Genomic DNA, 19,877 nt, shown 5'->3' on the forward strand with positions numbered 1-19,877 from the left:
GCCTCCCACCACGCCTTCACCGTCGTCACCGACGTCCCGGTCTACTTCTGCGACCCCGCCAGCCCATGGCAACGCGGCTCCAACGAAAACACGAACGGCCTGATCCGGCAGTACTTCCCCAAAGGCACAGACCTGTCCGTCCATACCCGCGAACGCCTGGACGCCGTCGCCGCCGAACTCAACGGCCGCCCACGCAAAACGCTCGACTGGGAAACCCCAGCCGAGCGCCTGCATAAACTGCTCGCCACGACACATCAGTGATCATGTGTTGCGACGACCCCTGGAATCCGCCCATCCGGGGCCTTCGCAGTTCTTGATGCGGCCGCGGTCGGGGCCTCCGAGGACGTGGATGGCATCTGTGGCCAGGACCCCGAGGGCGTCACCCACGGGCGTCGTCTCGGTCAGGTGCCATCCTGCGAGATCGTGTGCGAGCGCGGCCGTCGCGTGCCCGGCGGCCGCGACCGTGTTGAGGGTGCGAACATCCTGCGAATCGGGCCGCTCACCTGCGGCGATCGCCGACCCGATGCGGTAGATCACCTCGCGCAGCTCCACGGCAGCCTGCAGATCGACCGGCGACACGTCCGCGGCGCCAAGCCCTGTGGCCCGCAGCCACATCCTCAGCCGGCCAGGGTCGGTCAGCCGCTCGCTCGGCGCCACGCCGGCTCGATCGCCGGCGGTGGCAGTGAATCGGAAAGCCAGGACCTCGTTGTCCATTCGGAACACACGACGCACGTCCTCGGTCATTCCCACCTCCACGGTAAGCGGCAGCACCCGTTGCGAGCCGTCTCAGCCGGTTCGACACGATGTTAACCCCCATGGCATCGTGGAACCGTCTCAGACGGTTCTCAGAGAGGGTTCTCCCCATGAGCAACATCGCGGTTATCGGTCTGGGGGCGATGGGGCGGCCCATCGCCCGCAACCTCCTGAGGGCCGGGTACGACGTCGTGGTGTGGAACCGCTCCGACATGCCTGCGGACGAGCTGGTCGCGGCGGGTGCCCGTCGAGCCGCTTCGGTCTCGGAGGCAATGCGCTCGCCGGTGGTCTTCTCGGTCCTGGCCGACGACCGGGCCGTCGCCGCGACGTTCGTCGACTCCGGTGTTCTCGCTCAGGCCGAGGGCGGGACCGTTCACGTCAACCTCGCCACGGTGAGCGCCGACCTGGCTCGCCGAGCCGGCGCAGCGCATGCCGAGCATGGTGTCGGGTACGTGGCGGCACCCGTCTTCGGCCGAGCCCCGGTCGCCGAAGCCGGAGCGCTCAACATCCTTGCGGCGGGTGATCCGGGGCTGATCGACCGCGTGCAGCCGCTTTTCGACGTGATCGGCTCGCGGACCTGGCGACTGGGCGATCGTCCGGAGCAGGCCAACATCGTGAAGATCCTCGGGAACTACCTGATCGCCTGCGCGATCCAGTCGCTGGGCGAGGCTGTCAGCCTCGCGGAAGGCGCCGGTGTCGACTCGGGGCAGTTCGTCGAACTGCTGACCTCGACACTCTTTCCGGGAGCCGTCTATACCGGCTACGGGTCGATGATCGCCGAACGGCGCTACCAGCCGGCCGGATTCACCACGGCCCTGGGCCGCAAGGACCTCCACCTCGCGCTCGATGCAGCGAACGACCACGACATTCCGCTCCCGATCGGTGAACTGCTGCGGGCTGTCTTCGATCAGGCCATCGCCGACGGTTGCGGGACGGACGACTGGGCGGCCATCGCAGAACAGCAACCGCGGTGACCGCCCAGCCGCCCAGCCGCCCAGCCGACCAGTCGCTCAGTCGCTCAGTCGACCGCTGACCGCGAACGCGCCACGAGGCAGCGCTTCTTCACGTTCCTCCGGTGCCGCTGTCCTGTCGCATTGAGCTCGTCTGTGAATCTTGTGCTGAGCTGCGGGGCTGCCAGGTGAAGTGAGAACGCTCGGCGCGGGATTCTCGGTGCACCTGGCTTCTGCGAAATCCGGGGGCGCGTCGATGCCGGAGAAGATCGGACGTGGAAGTGTCGTGACGTCGAGTGGCCAGTCGCGGAACAGGTCGGTCGAGACCGCCCAGAGGCGCTCGGCGACAGCGGGATCGAGTGCCCATTCCTCGACACCGTGCGGATGCTGCGCAAGGTCGGCGTCGTTCGGCACGGTGTAAGCCTCTTGCGAGTCATCGAGGTAGTGGCCTCCGGAGTGGGCGAACTGCGGGGCGACGGCCGCGACCATGGTGGTAGCGGCTCCCTGCTGGACCGTTTTGTACCTGAAGACTCCGGCGGCCCCGGCCGCATCGAGCGACTGCCTCTGCTGCGCGGTGAAGTTCCGTTGCAAACCCGTCGCGACACCGCCGGGGTCCACTGCATTGGCGACGATGCCGTCGGACGCCCACAGGCGGGTCGCCACAGTGAACAGGGAGTTCGCCGTCTTCGACTGGGCGTAGGCAATCTACGGATCGTAGCTGCTCGTCGAAGCCTTCGACCGGTGGGCGGGCCGCTACGTCGGCCCACGGACGCGCGATGTCGCGGTGGTCGTCGAGGACAACCACAACCTCCTCGGAGAGATCGCGGAGAGTACTCCCCGACGTTTCGAGGAACTGATCACAGACGCGATCGCCGTCGAGTCAGGACAAGAGACGGCCACCCCCCTCGCACAGACGATGATCAGCACATCGATCGGCCTCAAGCACCAGGCCACATCGCAGGAGTTCTACCGCGAACGCCTGAAGGTCGCCATCGAACTCCTGGTGCGCTGAAGACACGCGTCAAAAGCCGCGCGGGAATCCGGCCGCCTCGTAGCCGTGGCCCCGGATCGGCACAGGTGTCGCCACCCTCGCCGCAGTGACGGTCTCGAACGCCGCGGCGCGCTGCGTATGCCGGTCGTCGGCCCGGCACGATTCGCCCCCGGACCGGACCACGCGGCAGGAAGGTGCCGGGGAGCGCGTCCCCCGACCATCACAGTCCGGTGAGACCGGGCACAGCCGGTCCTTCCGGCGCTGAGCCCGGTTGAGAACCCGACAACTCGGATGAGAAGAGCGAGACTTCGGCCAACTACAGGGAGACGGGACACCGCTGACGGCCCTGCTCTCCCGAAGGAACGACGAAGCGACAGGTAGCCGTCTGTAGCGGGTTCAGTGCTTGATCGTCTGCCCCTTCGGGGTTCTCGTCAGGCGTGGTGGTGATCCTGCGTCACCTCCGTCGTGTAGCGACGACGGAGGGGGCCGCCGGTGCCGCAGAGCCGGGAACCCAAGGACCTGATCGAGGTCCGGACGTTGCTGGAAGAGGACCGGAGGCGGCTTCGAAACAAGCCGGGAACGCCTCCGAAACCCCGGACCCGGTGGTGCCGTACGTCGCGCAGCAGGTGCGCGTGCCGGACGAGGAGTGGGCCGGAGGGACGATGGCGCGGCACGGGCGGGACGGTTCTCGTGGGAAAGCCGAGGTGTTTCACAGGTGTCCGCTCAATGCCGCGAAGTCAGGGATCGCCCGGCCCTGCGGTTGTCAAACAAGGGGCTATCTGAACTCCGGGCTCCGAGCTCCGAGCTCATAGGAATACGCGCGCCACCTTCAGCCACTTCTGCGCGTCCTCGCCGGTCGCCGTCATGTCCGTCTCGGGCCAGGGGCGACGCCGGGTGAGACACAGGCAGAAGTCCCGAGCGCTGCCCTGGACCCGTTGCGTGGCAGCCTCGGGGCCCCACACCCAGGTCTGTCCGTCGGGCGCGGCCAGTTCGATACGGAAGGGGCCCGCCGGCTCAGGCAGTCCGAGGGCGGCGAAGGACAGCCCCCGTCCCAACACCCCCAGCGAAGCAACGTGTTGCAGTCGACCCGTCGGGCGGCGCGCCGCGCCCACAGCATCGAAGACGTCCTGCCCGTGTGCCCAGGTTTCCATCAGACGAAGGGGCACCATCAGAGCCGGGGTCACCTTCGACATGTACCAGGGGAATGCGTGATCCCACGGCGTGTCGCGCAGCACCGCCGCCAGTTCTGCTCGACCGGCCCGCCATTCGTCCAGGAGTACCGACCGCGGTTTGGCCGCTCCCGCGGTGGCGGCCTTGTCGGCGTACCCGCTGCCTTCGGCTTCGGCCCGCGCGAGCTCGGCATCGAACGCGTCCGGTGTGCGCATGGCGCTGAGTGCGTTCGAGTCCGCCCACGCGAGATGGGCTATCTGGTGGGCGACCGTCCAGCCCGGTGCCGGTGTCGGCCCGGACCAGTCGTCCACTGCCGTGACCAGGACGTCGAGATCATCGCCCTCGGCCACCAGCGCGGACAGGACACCGGCGTCATCCACCCTGGGGACGGCGAGGTTGTAGTTCAACACGTCTGCCATGATGCGCCCTTCCCTGAGCCGAGACGTGGGTTCGGGTTTGCCGGGGTAGGCCCGGGTGGTCCGTCCGGATCGAGAAGTCGAGCTCTCGTCGCGGGAGTTGTCCGCCGACCTCTGTCCTCCTGCTCCCCACCCGTCGTGGCTGACATCTTTGCCTCGGGGCATCCGAGTGAGTCGACCCAGGTCGTTCCATTCGAACTCGTGGACGCCGTCCTCGACGAAACCGGCCGGACCGAGTGTCGCCTGCGGATACCGCCGTCGCGAATGGGGGTGGTGTAGGCATGTCGGCGCCGGTGCCGGCCCGGCCCAGCCCGGCAGAAGCCGACCTGCGGCCTGAACGGGCCGATGGTCCAGGCCCCGTCGGAGAAGGCACTGCGTGACCTGCGTCGGCGAATCGGCGTCGCTCCATCGAATGCGCTGTTCGAGACGCCGGTGGTTTCGACGGCCCTGCCGTCCAGGCCCGGTACCCGCCACCGTCGACGGCGGACCGCGGCCTTCGACGGATGCGGCTCGTCGAAGGTCCCCGACCACGGACGCAACCACACCCGGGCTCGGCCAACTCAAGTCCCGCCCGGACCCGGCGGGTTACCCCACGACGATGCCGACGGCACTCGCGGAGGCCGGCCCGCGCGGCATGCCGGGGGCGGTCTTCGGCCCGGCAAAGACCAGCGAAAGCGCCTACGCCGCACGGCCGATACACCCGCCCGATCGCGACCCGCCGCCACCGGCGGACCGCCGCTTCGACAGCAACCACTTCCTCGGCCTGAAGTTCCCGTCCGGGGAACTCCAGGGCTCCCATGACCCGTCCGGTGTCGTGTTCACCGTGTCGGCGGCCCCGTCCGGCATGGAACGCGAGTACATCCGCGACCGCACACTCGAAGGCCAAGGATCCACCCGCTAGCGAGGCAAGACCATCGGCGGGCCGGCGTCGCCGACGACCACATGATCTCCATGGCCCTGCACCTGCGCGAACAGGACATGAGCCTGCGCGACATCGCCGCCCGGCTCGTCATCACAACCGGCAGGAAGAAAGGCTGCCACCCGTCCCGGCGACCGTCATGCGCATGCTCCGCGAACATGACCAAAAGACCGACGCGGCCCCGTGATCGACCCGACCTTAGTTACACAGCGTTACTTGTCGCTTGGTCATTCCTTCGGGAGAGCAGGGCCCTGACGCTGCTCGCGGGTCGGCCCGTCGCCACCCCTGACAGCCGACGAGGCGACATGCGCACCGCTGGAGTGGGGGTCAGCCCCGAAGGACTTTTCGGCTCGACCACTCAGTTGGGCCCAGAGGCCGGTCAGGCGGACTGCGGCGATACCGACCGCCCCCGGAACGACGCCGGAGGCAAGAAACGCCGCTATGCCGGTGCCCCACCACACGATCTCGAACAGGATGCGCGGGGTTCCGGTCAGCGCATCGGTGTTGTTGTGCGCCGCGAAACGCCCCCACAGAAGCATCATCAAGGCCGGCCCCATGAGCCCGACGGAAATCCGCACGGGCCAAGCGGCGGCGAGTGTGAAGCCCCAGAAGCCGGTGGCCCCGATAGCGGCCAACTCGCCAAGAAAAAGTGCGGTCATGGCGATCCAGTAGAGAACGATCATCGCGGCCTCCCCCGTAGTTCCCGAGAGCATCGCTCTCATCTCGGAGCATCATTGTGCTTCCACTGCTCCGAGTCAAGAGCACTGCTCTCGTTTGTGAGCACTGCTCGTGATTCGGGGCGCCGCTCTCCTTCGAAGGCAGGCTTTCCTCTGCGACGGCCGTCGACTTCGCGAGCGCCGCTCTCCTTCGCGCGGACCGCTCGTCTTTGCGAGCACTGCTCTCCTTCACGAGGCCTGCTCGTCTCTGCGAGCACTGCTCTCGTTTCCGAGCATCAGTCTTATTTGCGAGCGGTGCTCTCATACGTGAGCGATGTTCTCATTCGAGATCATCGATCTTTATCGAGAGCGCTGCTCTTGTTCAGTCGGTTCAGGCGTGACGGGTGAGCGCGCGATGAGAGTGGAGGCGGGTATGTCCAGAATCGGACCGATCCGTGCGAGGCCGAGCTTTCGCCCGCGCCGCAGCGTGCGGACGTGCAGGCCTGTTCCTCGACGTCTGAGAAAGTGTTGGGCAACCGGAAGCTACTGGCCTTTGGTGTCCTCGGCGAGGCGTCGTGCGGCTTCGGTCTCGATGGGGCCCTGGGGTGTGACCTCCTCTCCGGCGCGGCATCATCCGCCACGCGCACCCCGACACCAGGACGTACAGGATGCTGTCGACGATCAACCGTCGCGGGAACTTCAGCGGCCGACCACCACGCGTCGGGTCGCGAACCGGCAACAGCCGTTCGATCAGAGCCCATTGACGATCCGTCAACGACGAGTCGTACGCCGGTTTGCAGACACACACGCACATACTCGAGATCGTGAACCGCCATCGGCAACCCGCACCGATGATCTACACAACAGACCGAAAACGATCAGTTGCCCAACACTTTCTGAGGCAGCGCGGTGCGAGTTCGCCCGGGGCCGACTCGTGCGGTCGAACAGGCCGACGTCGCCCTCGGTGTGCCGGCGGTGTACCCACTTGTAGGCCGTGACGCGGGAGGTGCCCATTTCGTCGGCCGCGGGCGCGACGGGGCGACCGGCTCGGATCCGCTCGATCAGCAGACGCCTGCCGTGAACGGTCAGCCGGCATCGGGGTGTGGGCACGGGGATCTCGGTCATGGTGTGGAGGCTGGAACGCTCGACGGTGCGAGGAGCGTGGGGACGTCAGGTGGCCCCCCTGGGCATCCGTGAGACGGCGAATTGGTGGCTCAGCCGCCGTGACGGACGGCACCGGGACCGGCCTTCCGCCTCCCCTCCGGCCCGGAAGCGTTCGTTGGACGCGGCTGGTTCACGACAGGCGTACTGCGCGCAGGATGGTGTCGTGGGTGTGGTGTGTGCCGGCTGGGGGCGGGGTGGTGCGAGGGCGGGTGGCGGCGACCGTCACGTTCCAGGTGGGGCCGAGAAGTGGGGCGATGTCGTCGGGCTGGTAGTAGTCGGCGGGATCGAGGTCCTCGGTCCGGGTGAGATCGGCGCGGGCGTGGGTGGTGAAGAGGAGCGTGCCGCCGGGGGCGACCGCATCCAGCAGGCGGTGGAGCGTTGTGTGGCCGGGCCGGCGGCGCAGGGGGAAGTAGTGGATGGACACCAGGTCGAAGGCGCCCGGTGGAGGCGGCGTGGTGCTCAGGTCGGCCCGTGCCCAGGTGACCCGGCCTTGCATGTCGGTGGCCGCGGCGGCGGCGCGTTGCAGGGCGGTGGCGGAGATGTCGACTGCGGTGACCTGCCAGCCTCGTCGGGCCAGCCAGAGGGCATCGGCTCCTTCGCCGCAACCGACGTCGAGTGCGTGGCCTGGCGGCAGGTCGGTGATCTCGGTGACGAGGACGGGGTTGGGGTTGCCGCTGAAGACCTGTTCGCGGTTGCGGTACATCTCGTCCCAGTGCTGGGCGTCCATGGTGAGCGGTCCTTTCGTCGGGTTCGGTCGTGGTCGGCGTGCGGTGGAGGCTCAGGTCGCCGGCGGCGCGGTGGCGTCGGCTTCGTGCGGTCCGGTCCGTCGTGCGGGCCCGACGAGGAGGCCGCAGGTGAGAGCGCCGCGCCGAGAAACGAAGACCGCCACGGTCGTCCGGAAGGCGACGGTGTTGCCGTGCGCGGATGCCTGTGATTCGCCGGAGGGCAGGCGGACCCCGCTCAGCCGGTCGGCAGTGATCTCGGCACCGGTTACCTCGCCGCCGACCACCGTGATGCGACGGGCGGCGGGCGGCGGGCAGCGGGCTGCTCGTCCTCTTCGGCTGTGGGGGCGGGGGCGGTGTGCAGCAGCAGGGTCAGCCGCGCGGTCCACTGCCGAGACAGCAGAGGTTGCCGCACCGCGAGTGGACCGGTGGCCAGGACCCCGATCGGCTGGTCGCGGATCTTCCATCCGTGGCAGTACGGGCAGTACGGGCAGTACCGGCAGTACCGGCAGTACGGGCAGTGCATCCCGTCGTGCCCCCACCGCGAGGCGGGACCCGGCACGTCGGGCAACTCGTCGACGACTCCCGCAGTGGCCGGCAGCCGCCGAGTTTGCGCCGTCCCGCCTTCCGCAGGTCACCGGGCGCCATGCCGTCGCGGGACAAGAGGCCATACATGTGTGCCGCGGGCGCGTTGCGGGGCCGGCCTTCGTCGATCACCAGCACCGACCTGCGGGCGCGCCCGAGCATGAGACCTGCGCTCAAGCCGGCCGGGCCTGCGCCGACCACCACGACGTCGTACCGGCTCTCGCTGTCGACCTGGGTGTGTCGGGTCATCGTGACCACCTCCGATCGTCACGGTGCACCCGCTTCGACGATCGGGCAAAGCTCTTTGCGGAAAGTGAAAAGCGCAGGCAGGGTGGATGCATGAGCGACGACTTCGAGGCGGTGTTGGCCGCCGTCGGCCCCCGGCTGCGCGAGCTGCGCCGCCGCCGCGGCGCCACCCTGACCGCCCTGTCGGAGACCACCGGCATCGCGATCAGCATCCTGTCCCGGCTCGAATCCGGGCGGCGCAAACCGGGCCTGGAACTCTTGCTGCCGCTCGCCCGGGCCTACCAGATGCCGGTCGAGGAGCTGATCGGAGCGCCCACCGATCTGGATCCCCGGGTGTATCCACAGCCCTTCACTCGGAACGGTATGACCGTCGTCCCGCTCTCCCGTACCCCCGGCGGGCTGCAGGCGTTCAAGCACATCCTGCCCGCCGGCCTGACCGACGGCCGCGAACCCGACCCTCGCTCACACGAGGGCTACCACTGGCTGTATGTCCTGCGGGGACGCCTACGCGTCGTTCTCGGCGACAACGACTTCGTCCTGGCCGTGGGCGAGGTCGCCGAATTCGACACCCATCTCCCGCACTGGTTCGGCAACGCCGACGAACGTCCCGTGGAGTTCCTCAGCATCCTCGGCCCGCAAGGCGAACGCGTCCACATCAAAGCCAGGTACCGCCCCGACGAAACCCGTCCAAGCTGAACGGCCCACCGACACGAACCAAGGGGCGTGGGACGTCACGTACTCCGACATCTTGCTCGCCCGGGTCAACAACGCTCGTGGCCGATACATCCGGACAGCCGCAGCCGATCGAAGTTCTCGTCCGAGAGAAATGCGAGCAGTGCTCCCCATCGAGAGCACCGCCCGCGGTCGGGATAGTCGGCTCGGGAGCGGTCTTGGGCCCGAGTTGGGGCGCACACACCCACGACCGTCCCGGCGTCGGCGTCGGGATGGTCAAGGGTGTCGGTGTTGGCTGGGGGCTGAGGGTTAAGAATTGAGGGCTGAGGGCTGAGGGCTGAGGGCTGACGGCTGACGGACGAGGGCGGGCCCAGGCCCCGACGTCGGCGTAGCGGCCGGCTCCGGGTCGGCCGGGATCGGGGCGGGCGGAATTCCAACCCGGGCTCATGCGGACACCGTTCCGGATTCAGAGCACTGCTCTCGTTTCGGATCGCCGCTCGCCGCTCGCCGTTCGCCGTTCGCCGTTCGCCGTTCGCCGCTCGCCGCGGGCGGCGGGCGGCGGGCAGAGTCTGCTTGGTGCGCGTGGTCACCTGTTCATCTCGCTCTGAATCGAGAGCACTGCTCTCGTTGGCGTGCACTGCTCGCTTTCGGGTGCGTGAGGAGGAGCGGTGGCGGTGCGGTGTTTGCCCGGCTCGTTTCGCCCGGTCACTGTGCCAGCGCGATGACCAGCCACAGGAAGGCCACGCCCGCCACCGTGCACAGCAGGGTGGACCGTGACGGGTGGGGACTGTGAGCCTCCGGCAGGATGTCCGCCGTGGCGAGGTAGAGCAGGAAGCCCGAGAAGAAGCCCAGATACAGGCCGAGAGCGTGGCCCGGGATGGTGAACGCGAGGGTGATCGTCGCGCCCGCCACGGGTGCGATCGCGTCCGCGCCGAGCAGGGTCAGGGCGCGGCGGCGGTCGTTGCCGTACAGCCGGGTGACCGTGTACGTGTTGAAGCCGTCCGCGAAGTCGTGGGCCACGACCGCGATGGCCACCGTCGCGCCCACGGTCGTGCCCGCCTGGAAGGCCGCGCCGATCGCGAAGCCGTCCATCACGCTGTGGCCCACCAGCGCCGCCGCCGCCGTCAGGCCGATGCCCTTGGCCGGCCCGTCGTCGACCGCGGTGGGGCCGTGGTGATGGGAGTGCGGCGCGTACTCGCCCTCGTGGCCCCGGTGGATGGCGACCGAGCGTTCGACGATATGCAGGACCAGGAAGCCGAGTACGAACATCAGCAGCGCCTGCGGAACGCCCCACAATCTGCCGCCCGCCTCGTCGAGTGCCTCCGGCAGCAGGTCGAACGCGACCACCCCCAGCATCAGGCCGGCGGCCAGGCCCAGGACGAGGTGGCGCCGATCGCCGACGTGCTGCGCGACCCATCCGCCCAGCAGCGTCATCAGGAACGCGCCCGCCGCGACCAGTACGGCCGTCACGTTCGCCTCGCCGGTCCGCTCGCCCGTGAGCACGTCATCGAATCATCGTCGCCGAGTCCGGCGGCCGGCGCGCCCGTTGCTGCGCCGTACGGGTGGTCGCGAGCAGGCCCTCGGGCCCGGCCCTCCGGGTGGCCTGGGGTAATCGACGGCCACACGTCGGAACGGGCCTGCCGCGGTTCCCGAAGTCGGTTAACATCGGCGCGAGTTGACCGCTGTTCGGGTCGGCTCCGCGGGTTTTCGAGTGATCTGATTCGGTCGAGGACCCGGTGGACGGTGGACCGCGAGGCGCTCCTCTCGCGGTCCACCGCCGAGCCGGCGGCATCCGGAACAGCCCACCCGCACGCTTGTGTACAGCCCGTCCGCCCCTTCTCCACGGCGCGTGACAAGCGGGACGAGCGCGATGAAATAGAGGGGCAAAGCCGGCGTTCGCCGCCGTATTCTGGTCTCGGCCGCCATCACGACCCCGCCCGGCGTACCCGCCGAGGGCCCGGTCACGGGCGTGTCGAACTCCGTGCAACCCCGCCGCCGTGCGACTTCGGCGACTCCGTGAGCCGCGCGGCGCGTGGGCATCCCATGCCATGTACGCAACGGGGGAGAGGCACAACGATGAGTATGAATGTAGGCGACAAGGTCAAAGCGAAGACCTCGATCGACGGCTTCACCAAGCAGGCGGTGCCGGCCGGATCGCCGGGCGTGGTCGTACGCGCCGGCATGGGCCGCGTGGACGTGTGTTTCACGCTGCCCGGACTTGCCGGCGGCCGGCGCACCGTCGAGGTCTCCGTCGTGCCGAGTGCTGTCGTCAAGGTCTGAACTGCCATGAATCACCCGCGTTCCCCGACGTAGCGCGTTCCCCGACGCAGCCCCCCTGCGCCGGGGAACGCGCCTGTCGTCCGGCGCCGCGCCCGCAACAGCCGACCGGCTCGACCTACCGGCCCTGAACTCCTACCGGCCCTGAAGTCGGCCGGGTCGGCCCTGAACTCGGCCGGGTCGGTTCAGCAGCCGGTCGGGTCGGTTCGGGAGCCGGCCGGGTCGGTTCAGGAAGCCGGCCGGGTGACCGAGTCAGGCCCGTCGGGGTGCCGACGTTCTTCGGGCCGACAAGTCCCCGCCTCCGGCGCCTCGTTCGCTCGTTCCGCTGTTCCGCCTGTGGCCCCGGGCCTGCAAGATATGCGTGGACGTTCCTGCGCATCCCTCGTTGTAGGAGCTGGAGGAATCGTGAGCCGATCCGTGCACCCGGCCCGACGCCGATTGCCTGCGGTGGTCGTGGCGGTGACCGCCCTGCTGATGCTCTTCCTCGTTCCACCCGGCGTCGCCGAGGCCCGCCCGAACCTCCCTCCCGGCGAGCCCGGTTGCGATCCGATCGACGCGGCGGCGTGCCTCCTGCCGTTTCCCAACGACTGGTTCACCAAGGCCGATCGGCGCACCGACACCGGCCGCCGGGTCGCCTTCACGTCCGCGATGCTGCCGCACGGCGCCGCGCCGGAGTCGTGGAACCGCAACGACGGTTTCTCGCCCGGATCGATGGTGATCACGCGTGTCCCCGGCCTCGACCTCGCCGCTTCCGGGGCCGCCCCGGTCACCGACATCGGTCGATCCCTCTCGCGGTCCGCGCCCATCGTCGTCCTCGACGCCGAGACCGGCGAACGCGTGCCCTACTGGGCCGAACTCGACGCCAACGCCACCGATCCGGCCCGTCGGGCGCTGCTCGTCCACCCCGCGCGGAGCCTGGTGCCGGGCCACCGCTACCTCGTCGGACTGCGCAACCTGCGCGGCGCCGACCACCGCGTGCTCGCCGCACCGGAGGCGTTCGCCAAGATCGCCGGCCGCCGACTGTCGCGTCACGACCCGCTCGCGGCGCGGCAAACGCAACTGCGTCCCGTACTCGACCGGCTCGACCGGGCCGGCGTCGATCGCCGCGACCTGTACCTCGCGTGGGACTTCACCGTCGCGAGCGAACGGAACCTCACCGGCGGCATGTTGCGCATGCGCGACGAAGCGTTCGGACAACTCGGCGATGCAGCACCGCGATTCACCGTCACCGGCGTCAAGAACACCACGCCGGCGCAGGATCCGCGGATCGCGCGCGAGGTCACCGGCACCGTCACCGTGCCCAGCTACCTCGACCAACCGGGCGGCCCCACCGGCTCCACGCTCAATCTCGGGCGTGACGGTCTGCCGCGCCAACTGCCCGGCAACACCCAAACCGCACAGTTCCGCTGCGAGATTCCGCACGCCGCGTTCGAAAAGCCCTCCCAGGCAAGCCTGTACGGGCACGGCCTGCTCGGCAGCAACAACGAGGTCGGCAGCGGCAACGTCAAGGCGATGGCCAACGAGCACGACCTCACGTTCTGCGCGACCAAGTGGATCGGCATGGCGGACGAGGATCTGCCCACGGTGGCCCGCGCGCTCGCGGACATCGGTACGTTCGGCGCGGTACCCGACCGAACCCAACAGGGCTTCCTGAACGCGCTGTTCCTGGGCCGGGACATGATCCACGCGCGAGGCTTCAGCGCCGACCCGGCGTTTCGTACCGACTCCGGCCGGCCGTTGATCGATATCGCCAAGGGCTTGGTCTACGACGGCAACAGCCAGGGCGGCATCCTCGGCGGATCGCTGCTCGCGGTGTCGCAGGACGCCGAACGCGGCGTGCTCGGGGTGACCGGGATGAACTACAGCCTGTTGCTCAACCGCAGTTCGGACTTCGGTCCCTACGGGCAGATCCTCGACGCCGCGCATCCCGACAAGCTCGATCAGCAGGTCGTGCTGTCGCTGTTCCAGATGCTGCGGGACCGGGGCGAGACCAACGGCTATGCGAGCGGCCTCGACCGCACGCCGCTCCCGCGTACACCGCGCCACCGGGTACTCATGCAGGTCGCGTTCGGTGATCACCAAGTGACCAACCTCGCGGCCGAGATCGAGGCCCGTACGATCGGCGCGCGCGTCCACGAACCCGCGATCGCCGCGGGACGCAACCCTGACCGCGACCCGTACTGGGGGATCGGGGCGCTCCCGCGCGGACCGTACCGAGGCTCGGCGCTCGTGGTCTGGGACAGCGGTACGCCCGCGCCGCCGCTGACCAATACGCCGCCGATCGGGCCCGAGTACGGCCGTGACCCGCACTCGGATCCGCGCAATTCACCCGTGGCCCGGCTACAGAAGGCCGAGTTCCTGGCCACCGGCCGGGTAATCGACGTATGCGGCGGCGCGCCGTGCACGGCGCCGGCGGGGTAGCACGTGTGAGAGTGGGAGTGCCGGTCTCGATACCGCCGGCACCCGCGCACCCGTGCCCGCAATTGCCTCTGCTCGACTCGAGGAGCCGTATGCCCGTCGAACATCCGCCCGCCCACTCGGACCGCGACGACGGCGAGGAACGGCAGGACCGCCCGGGACACCCGAGCCACCCCGACCCGCCGCATCTCGCACGCGTCATGGGTCTGCAATCTCATCCCGAAGGTGGGTGGTATCGCGAGGTCTGGCGCAGCGACGTGCTCGTGACCCCGCCCGGCTATCCCGGTCCGCGCGAGACCGCGAGCTGCATCTACTTCCTGCTGTGCCCGGGCGAGGAATCCGCGTGGCACGTCGTCCGCTCGGCCGAGCTGTGGTTCTGGCACCGCGGAGGTCCGCTCGAACTCCGGCTCGGCGGCAGCGGTACGGCGCCTCAGGACGAGCCGCAGCGGATCGTGCTCGGGCCCGACATCGAGGCGGGGGAGCAGCCGCAGGTACTGATTCCGCCCGGCGTGTGGCAGGCCGCGCGACCGGTGGACGGCCACGACGAGGGTGTGTTGGTGTCGTGCGTGGTCTCGCCGGGGTTCTCGTTCGAGGACTTTCGGATGGCCTGACTCCCGGATGGCCTGACTGCCGGGCCGCGTGACTCTCGGACGGCCTGACTTCCGGGCGGCTTGACGACGATTCGTCGCCGGCCGACAGTACGGTGGCGTCCGGGAACATGCGGTCGGGGCCGGTCAGGGAGTACGACGTGAGCAAGGCGCGGCACACACAGGACATTCGGGATGCGCGCGACGCGCCCGCCGATTACGCCGATTCCGTGGTGGCGGCGTGGTCCGCCGTGCTGCCCGACGTGCAGGCGTCGTCGGTCGGGTTCGTGGTCCGGCTGCATCAGGCGATGATCGCGATGGAGGAGTTCGACCGGCGCAGCATCGGCACGCTCGACCTCACCGCGCCGGAGTACATGGTTCTCGTCGTGCTGGCGACCCGGCCGGACACTCCCGGTCTGACGCTGCGTGAACTGCAGCCGCTCGTCATGTACTCGTCAGGAGGCATGACGCACTGCGTGGACCGCTTGGCGCGCAAGAGCCTGATCGAGCGCCGGCCCAACCCACAGGACCGGCGCTCGGTTCTGGTGTGCCTGACCGAACTCGGGCGCGAGCGCGCGCAGGCCGCGATGCGCGCGCGGATCGACGCGCTGGACAGCCTCCTGGAACCGATCACGGGCCCGGACCGGGACGCCGTCGACCATGCACTGCGCATTCTCGCGTCGACGTTGGGCCGGGGCGCGGTGGCCGCCGGCACGCTCTGACGAACCGGAAGGGGCGGATGCAGCGGGCGGGTCCGACCTACCGACCCGATCGGGCGGACCCGAGGCAGCGGCATCGGCACCCGAGGCAGCGGCATCGGCGCGACCGGCCGCCACCGGGCGCGACCGGTACCCAGGCATGATCGACCACCGGGCGTGGACGGCAACTTGTGTGCTGTACAGGGGAGTTCCGGCACTGCTCGGGTCGTGTCACCGCCGACCGCCGACCGCCGACCGCCGACCGCCGACCGCGGGCCGCGCGCACAGCCGGTGCCAACGCACTAGTCGTGCCGTCGGGCCCGGAATGCCGCGGCCTTTGCCCGGTTGCCACACCCGCGCATGTCGCACCAGCGACGCCCGCCGCGACGTGACGCGTCCAGGTAGAGGCGGGTACACGGCTGCGCCTCGCACTCGCGGATCCGCTCTGCGTCCACGCCACCGAGCAGCGCGACGCCCGAACGCGCCACCGTGGCCAGGACCGCGTCGATGTCGCCGACCCGGCGCACGTCGCCGTCGGCGGACAGCGTCACGTTCACCGGTGACCCCGCTGCGAAGCGGTTGAGCGTCGCGCGATCACGCGCGTCCAGGGCCGGCCGGGTCACGGCGAGCCGGTACAGCGCTTCGCGCAGGTCGAGGGCCGACGCGAGCGCGGCGCCGTCGACCTCGGGGGGTGCGTCCACGAGGCCGGCGGCCACTGCCCACGCGGCGAGCGCGGTGGGCCGGTCGAGGAGATCGCGGGGCTCGGTGCGGCGCTGTTGCAGCGTGCCGGCGAGGTCGAGCGTGACGTCGCCGCCGATGAAAGTGAAGTCCACTCCTCGATCATAACCGGATTGACAGGTTATCCAGCCGCACGGCAGGGTGCAGAGTGAGTAACCGGATTGGACAGTTACTCGGCGAGCGGATTCGAGCAGATTCGAGCGGAGCGCACTCTCGTGGCGATTCACCTGGCAAAGCCCCTGGCGGCGTCCACACCCACGCCGACACCCGGGGGAACGACTCCTGCGGGAACGTCTCCGGCAGGAACGTCTCCGGCAGGAACGACTCGGGTGGGAACGACGACCCCGGGACCGACGACCCCGGGACCGGCGACCCCGGGACCGGCGTCCACGGGACCGGCGTCCACGGCATCCGGGCCAACGAGGAGAAGCCCCGGCAACCACCTCGCCGCCAAAGCCGTCCCGCCCGTTTTCATCCTGCTCTGGAGCAGCGCCTTCATCGTCGGGGCCATCGGTGTGGACGCCGCGCCGCCGCTCCTGTTGACGTTCTTTCGGTTCGCGTTCGCGGGGCTGCTCCTGGGTGGTTTCGCGCTGATCGTTCGCGCGCCGTGGCCGCGGGGTCGACAACTCGGCCATGTCGTGGTGGCCGGCCTGTTGTTCCAGGCCGTGCAGTTCGGCGCGCTGTACACCGCGCTCTCGATGGGGCTGCCCGCCGCCGTGGTCGCCCTCGTGCAAGGGCTCAACCCGGTCCTGATCGCGCTGCTCGCGGGGCGATTCCTGGGCGAACGGGTCAGCGCCCGGCAGTGGTTCGGCTTCGGCCTCGGTACCCTCGGCGTCGTGCTCGCGGTCGCCGATCCCGGCCGACTCTCGGTGCCCGCGCTGGTGCTTTCCGTGGTCGGCCTGCTCGCACTGAGCCTGGGTACGGTCTACCAGAAGCGCTACGTGCAGAACGTGGACCTGCGCACCGGTACGGCCGTGCAATTCCTGGTCAGCGCGCCGTTCCTCGGACTCGGCTCGCTGCTCTTCGAGACACCGCACATCCACGCGTGGGGCCCGTTCGTCGGGACTCTCGCCTGGATGGTGATCGTCAACTCCATCGGCGTGTTCACCATGCTCAACCTGATGCTGCGCAGGACCTCCGCGAGCAGGGTCGGCACGCTGTTCTTCCTCACCCCCGCCGCGACCGCCGTGCTCGCGTGGATCCTGCTCGACCAGTCGCTGCGTCCGGCCGCGCTCGCCGGTATCGCGATCGGCGGCGTCGGGGTCCTGCTCGCCAACCGCGGTTGAGGCCCGCGGCCGCCCGATGGCAGCGTTGTACCGATGGCGGCGGTCACTTCGACGGCCCGGTCATCCCGACGGTGATGTCCACCCCGAGCCGCCCCGAGCGCGGCGCCACCGCGCCACCCCGACGGCAGGCGTCACCGCGACGGCGCGGCCGTTTCGGCCACCGCGCGCAGCACCTGCGGCCAGATCGTCGACAGCGGGTCGATCAGTTCGTAGTGGCCGACCCCCGGCAACTCGCGCAGCCGGGCCGCCGAAGTCTTCGCGTACACCCGGCTCTGCGCGATCGGCACGGTGGTGTCGGCGTCTCCGTGCAGCAGGATCGTGGGTACGCCCGGCCCGGCCAGTCGCATCGGATCCGTCAGCGCGAGTACGGCCTCGGTCGTGTCGCCGAGCAGTGCGACCGCGGCGCCGTCGTCCAGGTTCAGCGCGATGGCGGCGTCCAGGTCGCAGACGCCCGCGAGCGACACCACGCCGGCCAAGGCCTCCGGCGATCCGGCCGAGTACCACGGGCTGTCCGCCGGCTGCCGGTGGCGCAGGCTCGCCCACACCGCGAGGTGCCCACCCGCCGAGTGGCCGACCAACACGATCGGCGCGTCGGTTCGGGCCCCGCCGGCGACGAGCAGGTCCAGCGCCGCCGCGACGTCGTCGAACGTCCCCGGACGGCCGCCGCCGACCTGTCCCGTACGTCGATACTCGACGGCGGCTACCGCGTAGCCCTCGGCCGCCAAGGCGACGCACATCGGATACGTGTGTCGGCGGTCGTACTCGGCCCGCCAAAACCCGCCGTGTACCACCACCACGAGCGCGGTCGGGTCGTCGGCCGGTTGCCACACGTCGATCACGTGGTCGGCCGACGGGCCGTACGTCAGGGTGCGATCCGGCCCCGGGGCCGGACGGTCCAGGACATCGCGCGAGTCGCTCATCCCGGCATTGTGCCAAGCCGGTTGGCGCCGGATGCGAACCGGTCGACCCGGCCGCGCGGCCCGCCGCCCGAACCGATCCGCCGGTACGAGCGCGCTCAACCCGCGAAACGGTCCGTGGCCTCGATCAGGTGGTGCAGGATGCCCGGTTCGAAGAACGCGTGCCCCGCGTCGTCGACGATATTGAACTCGGCTTCGGGCCAGGCGCGGTGCAGGTCGTACGCGGTCACCGGCGGCGTGCACATGTCGTAGCGTCCCTGCACGATCACGCCGGGGATGTCGCGCAACAGGCCCGCGTCGCGGATCAGTTGGCCTTCCTCCAGGAAGCCGGCGTTGATCATGTAGTGGTTCTCGATCCGGGAGAACGCCAACGCGAACTCCGGTTCACGGTGCATCGCGAGCAGTTCCGGTTGCGGCAGCAGCGAGATCAGCGAGCCCTCCCAACCGCTCCACGCGAGCGCGGCCTCCTCGCGTACCTTCGGGTCGGCGTCGTTGAGGCGACGTTCGAACGCGCCGATGAGGTCGCCTCGTTCGGCCTCCGGAATCGGTGCGAGGTACTCCTGCCACGCCTCGGGGAACAGATACGAGGCCCCGTTCTGGTAGAACCACGCCAACTCCGCGCGCCGTAGCGTGAAGATCCCGCGCAGCACCAGTTCGGTGACCCGCTGCGGATGCGTCTGCGCGTACGCCAGCGCGAGCGTACTGCCCCACGAGCCGCCGAACACCAACCAGCGTTCGATACCGAGGAGTTCGCGCAGTCGCTCGATGTCCGCGACCAGATGCCACGTGGTGTTCGCGGTCAGGTCGGAGTCGTGTCGGCTCACGTGCGGCGTGCTCAGTCCGCAGCCGCGCTGATCGAAGAGCAGCACGTCGTACTTCGCGGGGTCGAACGCGCGCGCATGATCGGGCAGACACCCGCCGCCGGGGCCGCCGTGCAGGAAGACGGCCGGTTTGCCCTCCGGATTCCCGTGCCGGCGCCACGAGACGAACTGGCCGTCGCCGACGTCGAGCATGCCCTGGTCGTAGGGCTCGGTCGCGGGGTACAGGGTGCGCATGGGGTCTCCCGAGGGTCGGCGCTCGTGCGGTCGGTGATGCCTCCCGCACGGACGGGCTGACGGACGCCAGGAATCAAGGAGACCACGGCGTGGACCTTCACCGCCGGCAGCGGACACGGGACCGGCGTCGGAACCGGCCCCGGTACGGCGTCGGAACCGGCGCCAAAAACCTGACGAATCGTCATAAGCCTTGTGTGGCACGTGAAGCATGGGTGAGCGCCAACCCGACGGACGGTAGAGTCCCCCCGGCACATACCGAGGGGGGAACTCGCAGATGCGCACCATGGATACCCGCATGTCCGAAACCGGTTCGAATTCCGGAACGACGAGCGGTACAAACGGCAAGCCGGCCGGCAACCCGAACGGCAAGCCCACCGGCGGAAAGCACGCCGGGGCGGGCAGCGCCACCCACACACGGGCGACCGATGGTCCGCGCACCCGGACGACAGGCCTTCGCCGCACCGGGTCGATGCTGGTACCGGCGGCCATCGCGCTGGCCCTGCTGCTGACCGGATGCGACGACGACAAGTCGGACGACAAGCCGAAGCAGCCCGCGACCCAATCCGCGACCACGGCCCCGCCGACGACACCTCCGCCCACGACGGCCGCGCCCACTACCGCGCCGCCCACTACCGCGCCGCCGACCACGGCGCCGGC

At 69.6% G+C, this 19,877-nt stretch carries 20 protein-coding genes and 3 pseudogenes; 11 read left to right on the plus strand and 12 right to left on the minus strand.

Annotated features, from left to right (window positions below; all coding sequences use genetic code 11):
• Positions 1-261: IS30 family transposase (locus tag GT354_RS52205; RefSeq protein ID WP_161355674.1), on the plus strand; the 261-nt coding region annotated here is incomplete at its 5' end.
• On the opposite strand, the gene GT354_RS52210 is transcribed toward GT354_RS52205, so the two are convergent.
• On the minus strand, positions 262-744 hold the full coding sequence (locus GT354_RS52210; RefSeq protein WP_161365581.1) for an ABATE domain-containing protein: 483 nt from the start codon (positions 742-744) through the stop codon (positions 262-264).
• 71 nt (positions 745-815) lie between these two features.
• Here GT354_RS52210 and GT354_RS52215 point away from each other — a divergent pair, with 71 nt between their 5' ends.
• Positions 816-1,727, plus strand: coding sequence for an NAD(P)-dependent oxidoreductase (locus GT354_RS52215; RefSeq protein WP_161365583.1), 912 nt, complete (start codon positions 816-818; stop codon positions 1,725-1,727).
• 288 nt (positions 1,728-2,015) lie between these two features.
• On the opposite strand, the pseudogene GT354_RS52220 reads toward GT354_RS52215, so the two are convergent.
• A pseudogene (locus GT354_RS52220) lies at positions 2,016-2,420 on the minus strand (oxidoreductase); the annotation flags it as partial.
• A gap of 67 nt (positions 2,421-2,487) precedes the next feature.
• Here GT354_RS52220 and GT354_RS52225 point away from each other — a divergent pair.
• On the plus strand, positions 2,488-2,715 hold the full coding sequence (locus GT354_RS52225) for a hypothetical protein (RefSeq protein WP_237536305.1): 228 nt from the start codon (positions 2,488-2,490) through the stop codon (positions 2,713-2,715).
• Positions 2,716-3,500: 785 nt separating this feature from the next.
• On the opposite strand, the gene GT354_RS52230 is transcribed toward GT354_RS52225, so the two are convergent.
• Positions 3,501-4,283, minus strand: a complete 783-nt coding sequence (locus GT354_RS52230; RefSeq protein WP_161365585.1) for a TIGR03084 family metal-binding protein — start codon at positions 4,281-4,283, stop codon at positions 3,501-3,503.
• Positions 4,284-4,878: 595 nt separating this feature from the next.
• Between GT354_RS52230 and GT354_RS53225 the strand changes: the two genes are divergently transcribed.
• Positions 4,879-5,181 carry a hypothetical protein gene (locus GT354_RS53225; RefSeq protein WP_202513246.1) on the plus strand — a complete coding sequence of 101 codons (303 nt, stop codon included), beginning with the start codon at positions 4,879-4,881 and terminating at the stop codon, positions 5,179-5,181.
• A 245-nt stretch (positions 5,182-5,426) separates the two neighbouring features.
• Here GT354_RS53225 and GT354_RS52240 read toward each other — a convergent pair whose 3' ends face one another.
• From GT354_RS52240 to GT354_RS57010, 5 genes and pseudogenes are all read right to left on the minus strand, one after another.
• A complete protein-coding gene (locus tag GT354_RS52240; RefSeq protein WP_202513247.1) occupies positions 5,427-5,882 on the minus strand; it encodes a YrdB family protein in 456 nt (151 codons plus the stop codon).
• A gap of 595 nt (positions 5,883-6,477) precedes the next feature.
• Positions 6,478-6,669, minus strand: a pseudogene (locus GT354_RS52245) (transposase); the annotation flags it as partial.
• The gene (locus tag GT354_RS56240; RefSeq protein ID WP_346012553.1) at positions 6,627-6,965 is read right to left on the minus strand and encodes a leucine zipper domain-containing protein; all 339 of its coding nucleotides are present in this window, start codon (positions 6,963-6,965) and stop codon (positions 6,627-6,629) included. The gene GT354_RS56240 and the pseudogene GT354_RS52245, both read right to left, overlap by 43 nt.
• Positions 6,966-7,149: 184 nt before the next feature.
• Entirely contained in the window at positions 7,150-7,746 is a 597-nt protein-coding gene (locus GT354_RS52255) for a class I SAM-dependent methyltransferase (protein WP_161365587.1), read from the minus strand.
• Between the two features lie 263 nt (positions 7,747-8,009).
• A complete protein-coding gene (locus GT354_RS57010; RefSeq protein WP_237536310.1) occupies positions 8,010-8,303 on the minus strand; it encodes a hypothetical protein in 294 nt (97 codons plus the stop codon).
• Between the two features lie 362 nt (positions 8,304-8,665).
• Between GT354_RS57010 and GT354_RS52265 the strand changes: the two genes are divergently transcribed.
• Positions 8,666-9,268, plus strand: a complete 603-nt coding sequence (locus GT354_RS52265) for an XRE family transcriptional regulator (RefSeq protein ID WP_161365589.1) — start codon at positions 8,666-8,668, stop codon at positions 9,266-9,268.
• 681 nt (positions 9,269-9,949) lie between these two features.
• On the opposite strand, the gene GT354_RS52270 is transcribed toward GT354_RS52265, so the two are convergent.
• The gene (locus GT354_RS52270; protein ID WP_161365605.1) at positions 9,950-10,678 is read right to left on the minus strand and encodes a ZIP family metal transporter; all 729 of its coding nucleotides are present in this window, start codon (positions 10,676-10,678) and stop codon (positions 9,950-9,952) included.
• 642 nt (positions 10,679-11,320) lie between these two features.
• On the opposite strand from GT354_RS52270, the gene GT354_RS52275 reads away from it, so the two are divergent.
• The 4 genes from GT354_RS52275 (at position 11,321) to GT354_RS55580 (ending at position 15,248) form a co-directional block, all read left to right on the plus strand.
• Positions 11,321-11,524 (plus strand): hypothetical protein, encoded by a 204-nt coding sequence (locus tag GT354_RS52275; protein ID WP_161365591.1) that lies wholly within the window; start codon positions 11,321-11,323, stop codon positions 11,522-11,524.
• A 402-nt stretch (positions 11,525-11,926) separates the two neighbouring features.
• Positions 11,927-13,942 carry a hypothetical protein gene (locus GT354_RS52280; RefSeq protein WP_161365592.1) on the plus strand — a complete coding sequence of 672 codons (2,016 nt, stop codon included), beginning with the start codon at positions 11,927-11,929 and terminating at the stop codon, positions 13,940-13,942.
• A gap of 89 nt (positions 13,943-14,031) precedes the next feature.
• On the plus strand, positions 14,032-14,550 hold the full coding sequence (locus GT354_RS52285; RefSeq protein ID WP_237536306.1) for a cupin domain-containing protein: 519 nt from the start codon (positions 14,032-14,034) through the stop codon (positions 14,548-14,550).
• Between the two features lie 137 nt (positions 14,551-14,687).
• Positions 14,688-15,248 carry a MarR family transcriptional regulator gene (locus GT354_RS55580; RefSeq protein WP_161365594.1) on the plus strand — a complete coding sequence of 187 codons (561 nt, stop codon included), beginning with the start codon at positions 14,688-14,690 and terminating at the stop codon, positions 15,246-15,248.
• A 278-nt stretch (positions 15,249-15,526) separates the two neighbouring features.
• On the opposite strand, the gene GT354_RS52295 is transcribed toward GT354_RS55580, so the two are convergent.
• A complete protein-coding gene (locus tag GT354_RS52295) occupies positions 15,527-16,057 on the minus strand; it encodes an ABATE domain-containing protein (protein ID WP_161365596.1) in 531 nt (176 codons plus the stop codon).
• A 234-nt stretch (positions 16,058-16,291) separates the two neighbouring features.
• Between GT354_RS52295 and GT354_RS52300 the strand changes: the two genes are divergently transcribed.
• Entirely contained in the window at positions 16,292-17,248 is a 957-nt protein-coding gene (locus GT354_RS52300; RefSeq protein ID WP_346012552.1) for a DMT family transporter, read from the plus strand.
• A gap of 131 nt (positions 17,249-17,379) precedes the next feature.
• On the opposite strand, the gene GT354_RS52305 is transcribed toward GT354_RS52300, so the two are convergent.
• Together GT354_RS52305 and pip are read right to left on the minus strand one after the other, a co-directional pair.
• On the minus strand, positions 17,380-18,168 hold the full coding sequence (locus GT354_RS52305; RefSeq protein WP_161365598.1) for an alpha/beta hydrolase: 789 nt from the start codon (positions 18,166-18,168) through the stop codon (positions 17,380-17,382).
• A 95-nt stretch (positions 18,169-18,263) separates the two neighbouring features.
• Positions 18,264-19,220, minus strand: a complete 957-nt coding sequence (pip, locus tag GT354_RS52310; protein WP_161365601.1) for a prolyl aminopeptidase — start codon at positions 19,218-19,220, stop codon at positions 18,264-18,266.
• A gap of 295 nt (positions 19,221-19,515) precedes the next feature.
• Here pip and GT354_RS53235 point away from each other — a divergent pair.
• Positions 19,516-19,877 (plus strand): annotated as a pseudogene (locus GT354_RS53235) (hypothetical protein); the annotation flags it as partial.

Source organism: Streptomyces sp. SID3343 (assembly GCF_009865215.1).
In the GTDB taxonomy this organism is placed as follows: Bacteria; Actinomycetota; Actinomycetes; order Streptomycetales; family Streptomycetaceae; genus Embleya.

Coding starts and splice junctions, on each gene's coding strand:
- GT354_RS52255 (WP_161365587.1), bottom strand. CDS start 7,746: ATGGACGCCCAGCACTGGGACGAGATGTACCGCAACCGCGAACAGGTC.
- GT354_RS52210 (WP_161365581.1), bottom strand. CDS start 744: ATGACCGAGGACGTGCGTCGTGTGTTCCGAATGGACAACGAGGTCCTG.
- pip (WP_161365601.1), bottom strand. CDS start 19,220: ATGCGCACCCTGTACCCCGCGACCGAGCCCTACGACCAGGGCATGCTC.
- GT354_RS52240 (WP_202513247.1), bottom strand. CDS start 5,882: ATGATCGTTCTCTACTGGATCGCCATGACCGCACTTTTTCTTGGCGAG.
- GT354_RS52285 (WP_237536306.1), top strand. CDS start 14,032: ATGCCCGTCGAACATCCGCCCGCCCACTCGGACCGCGACGACGGCGAG.
- GT354_RS52275 (WP_161365591.1), top strand. CDS start 11,321: ATGAGTATGAATGTAGGCGACAAGGTCAAAGCGAAGACCTCGATCGAC.
- GT354_RS52230 (WP_161365585.1), bottom strand. CDS start 4,283: ATGGCAGACGTGTTGAACTACAACCTCGCCGTCCCCAGGGTGGATGAC.
- GT354_RS52265 (WP_161365589.1), top strand. CDS start 8,666: ATGAGCGACGACTTCGAGGCGGTGTTGGCCGCCGTCGGCCCCCGGCTG.
- GT354_RS53225 (WP_202513246.1), top strand. CDS start 4,879: ATGCCGACGGCACTCGCGGAGGCCGGCCCGCGCGGCATGCCGGGGGCG.
- GT354_RS52215 (WP_161365583.1), top strand. CDS start 816: ATGGCATCGTGGAACCGTCTCAGACGGTTCTCAGAGAGGGTTCTCCCC.
- GT354_RS52270 (WP_161365605.1), bottom strand. CDS start 10,678: ATGACGCTGCTGGGCGGATGGGTCGCGCAGCACGTCGGCGATCGGCGC.
- GT354_RS52305 (WP_161365598.1), bottom strand. CDS start 18,168: ATGAGCGACTCGCGCGATGTCCTGGACCGTCCGGCCCCGGGGCCGGAT.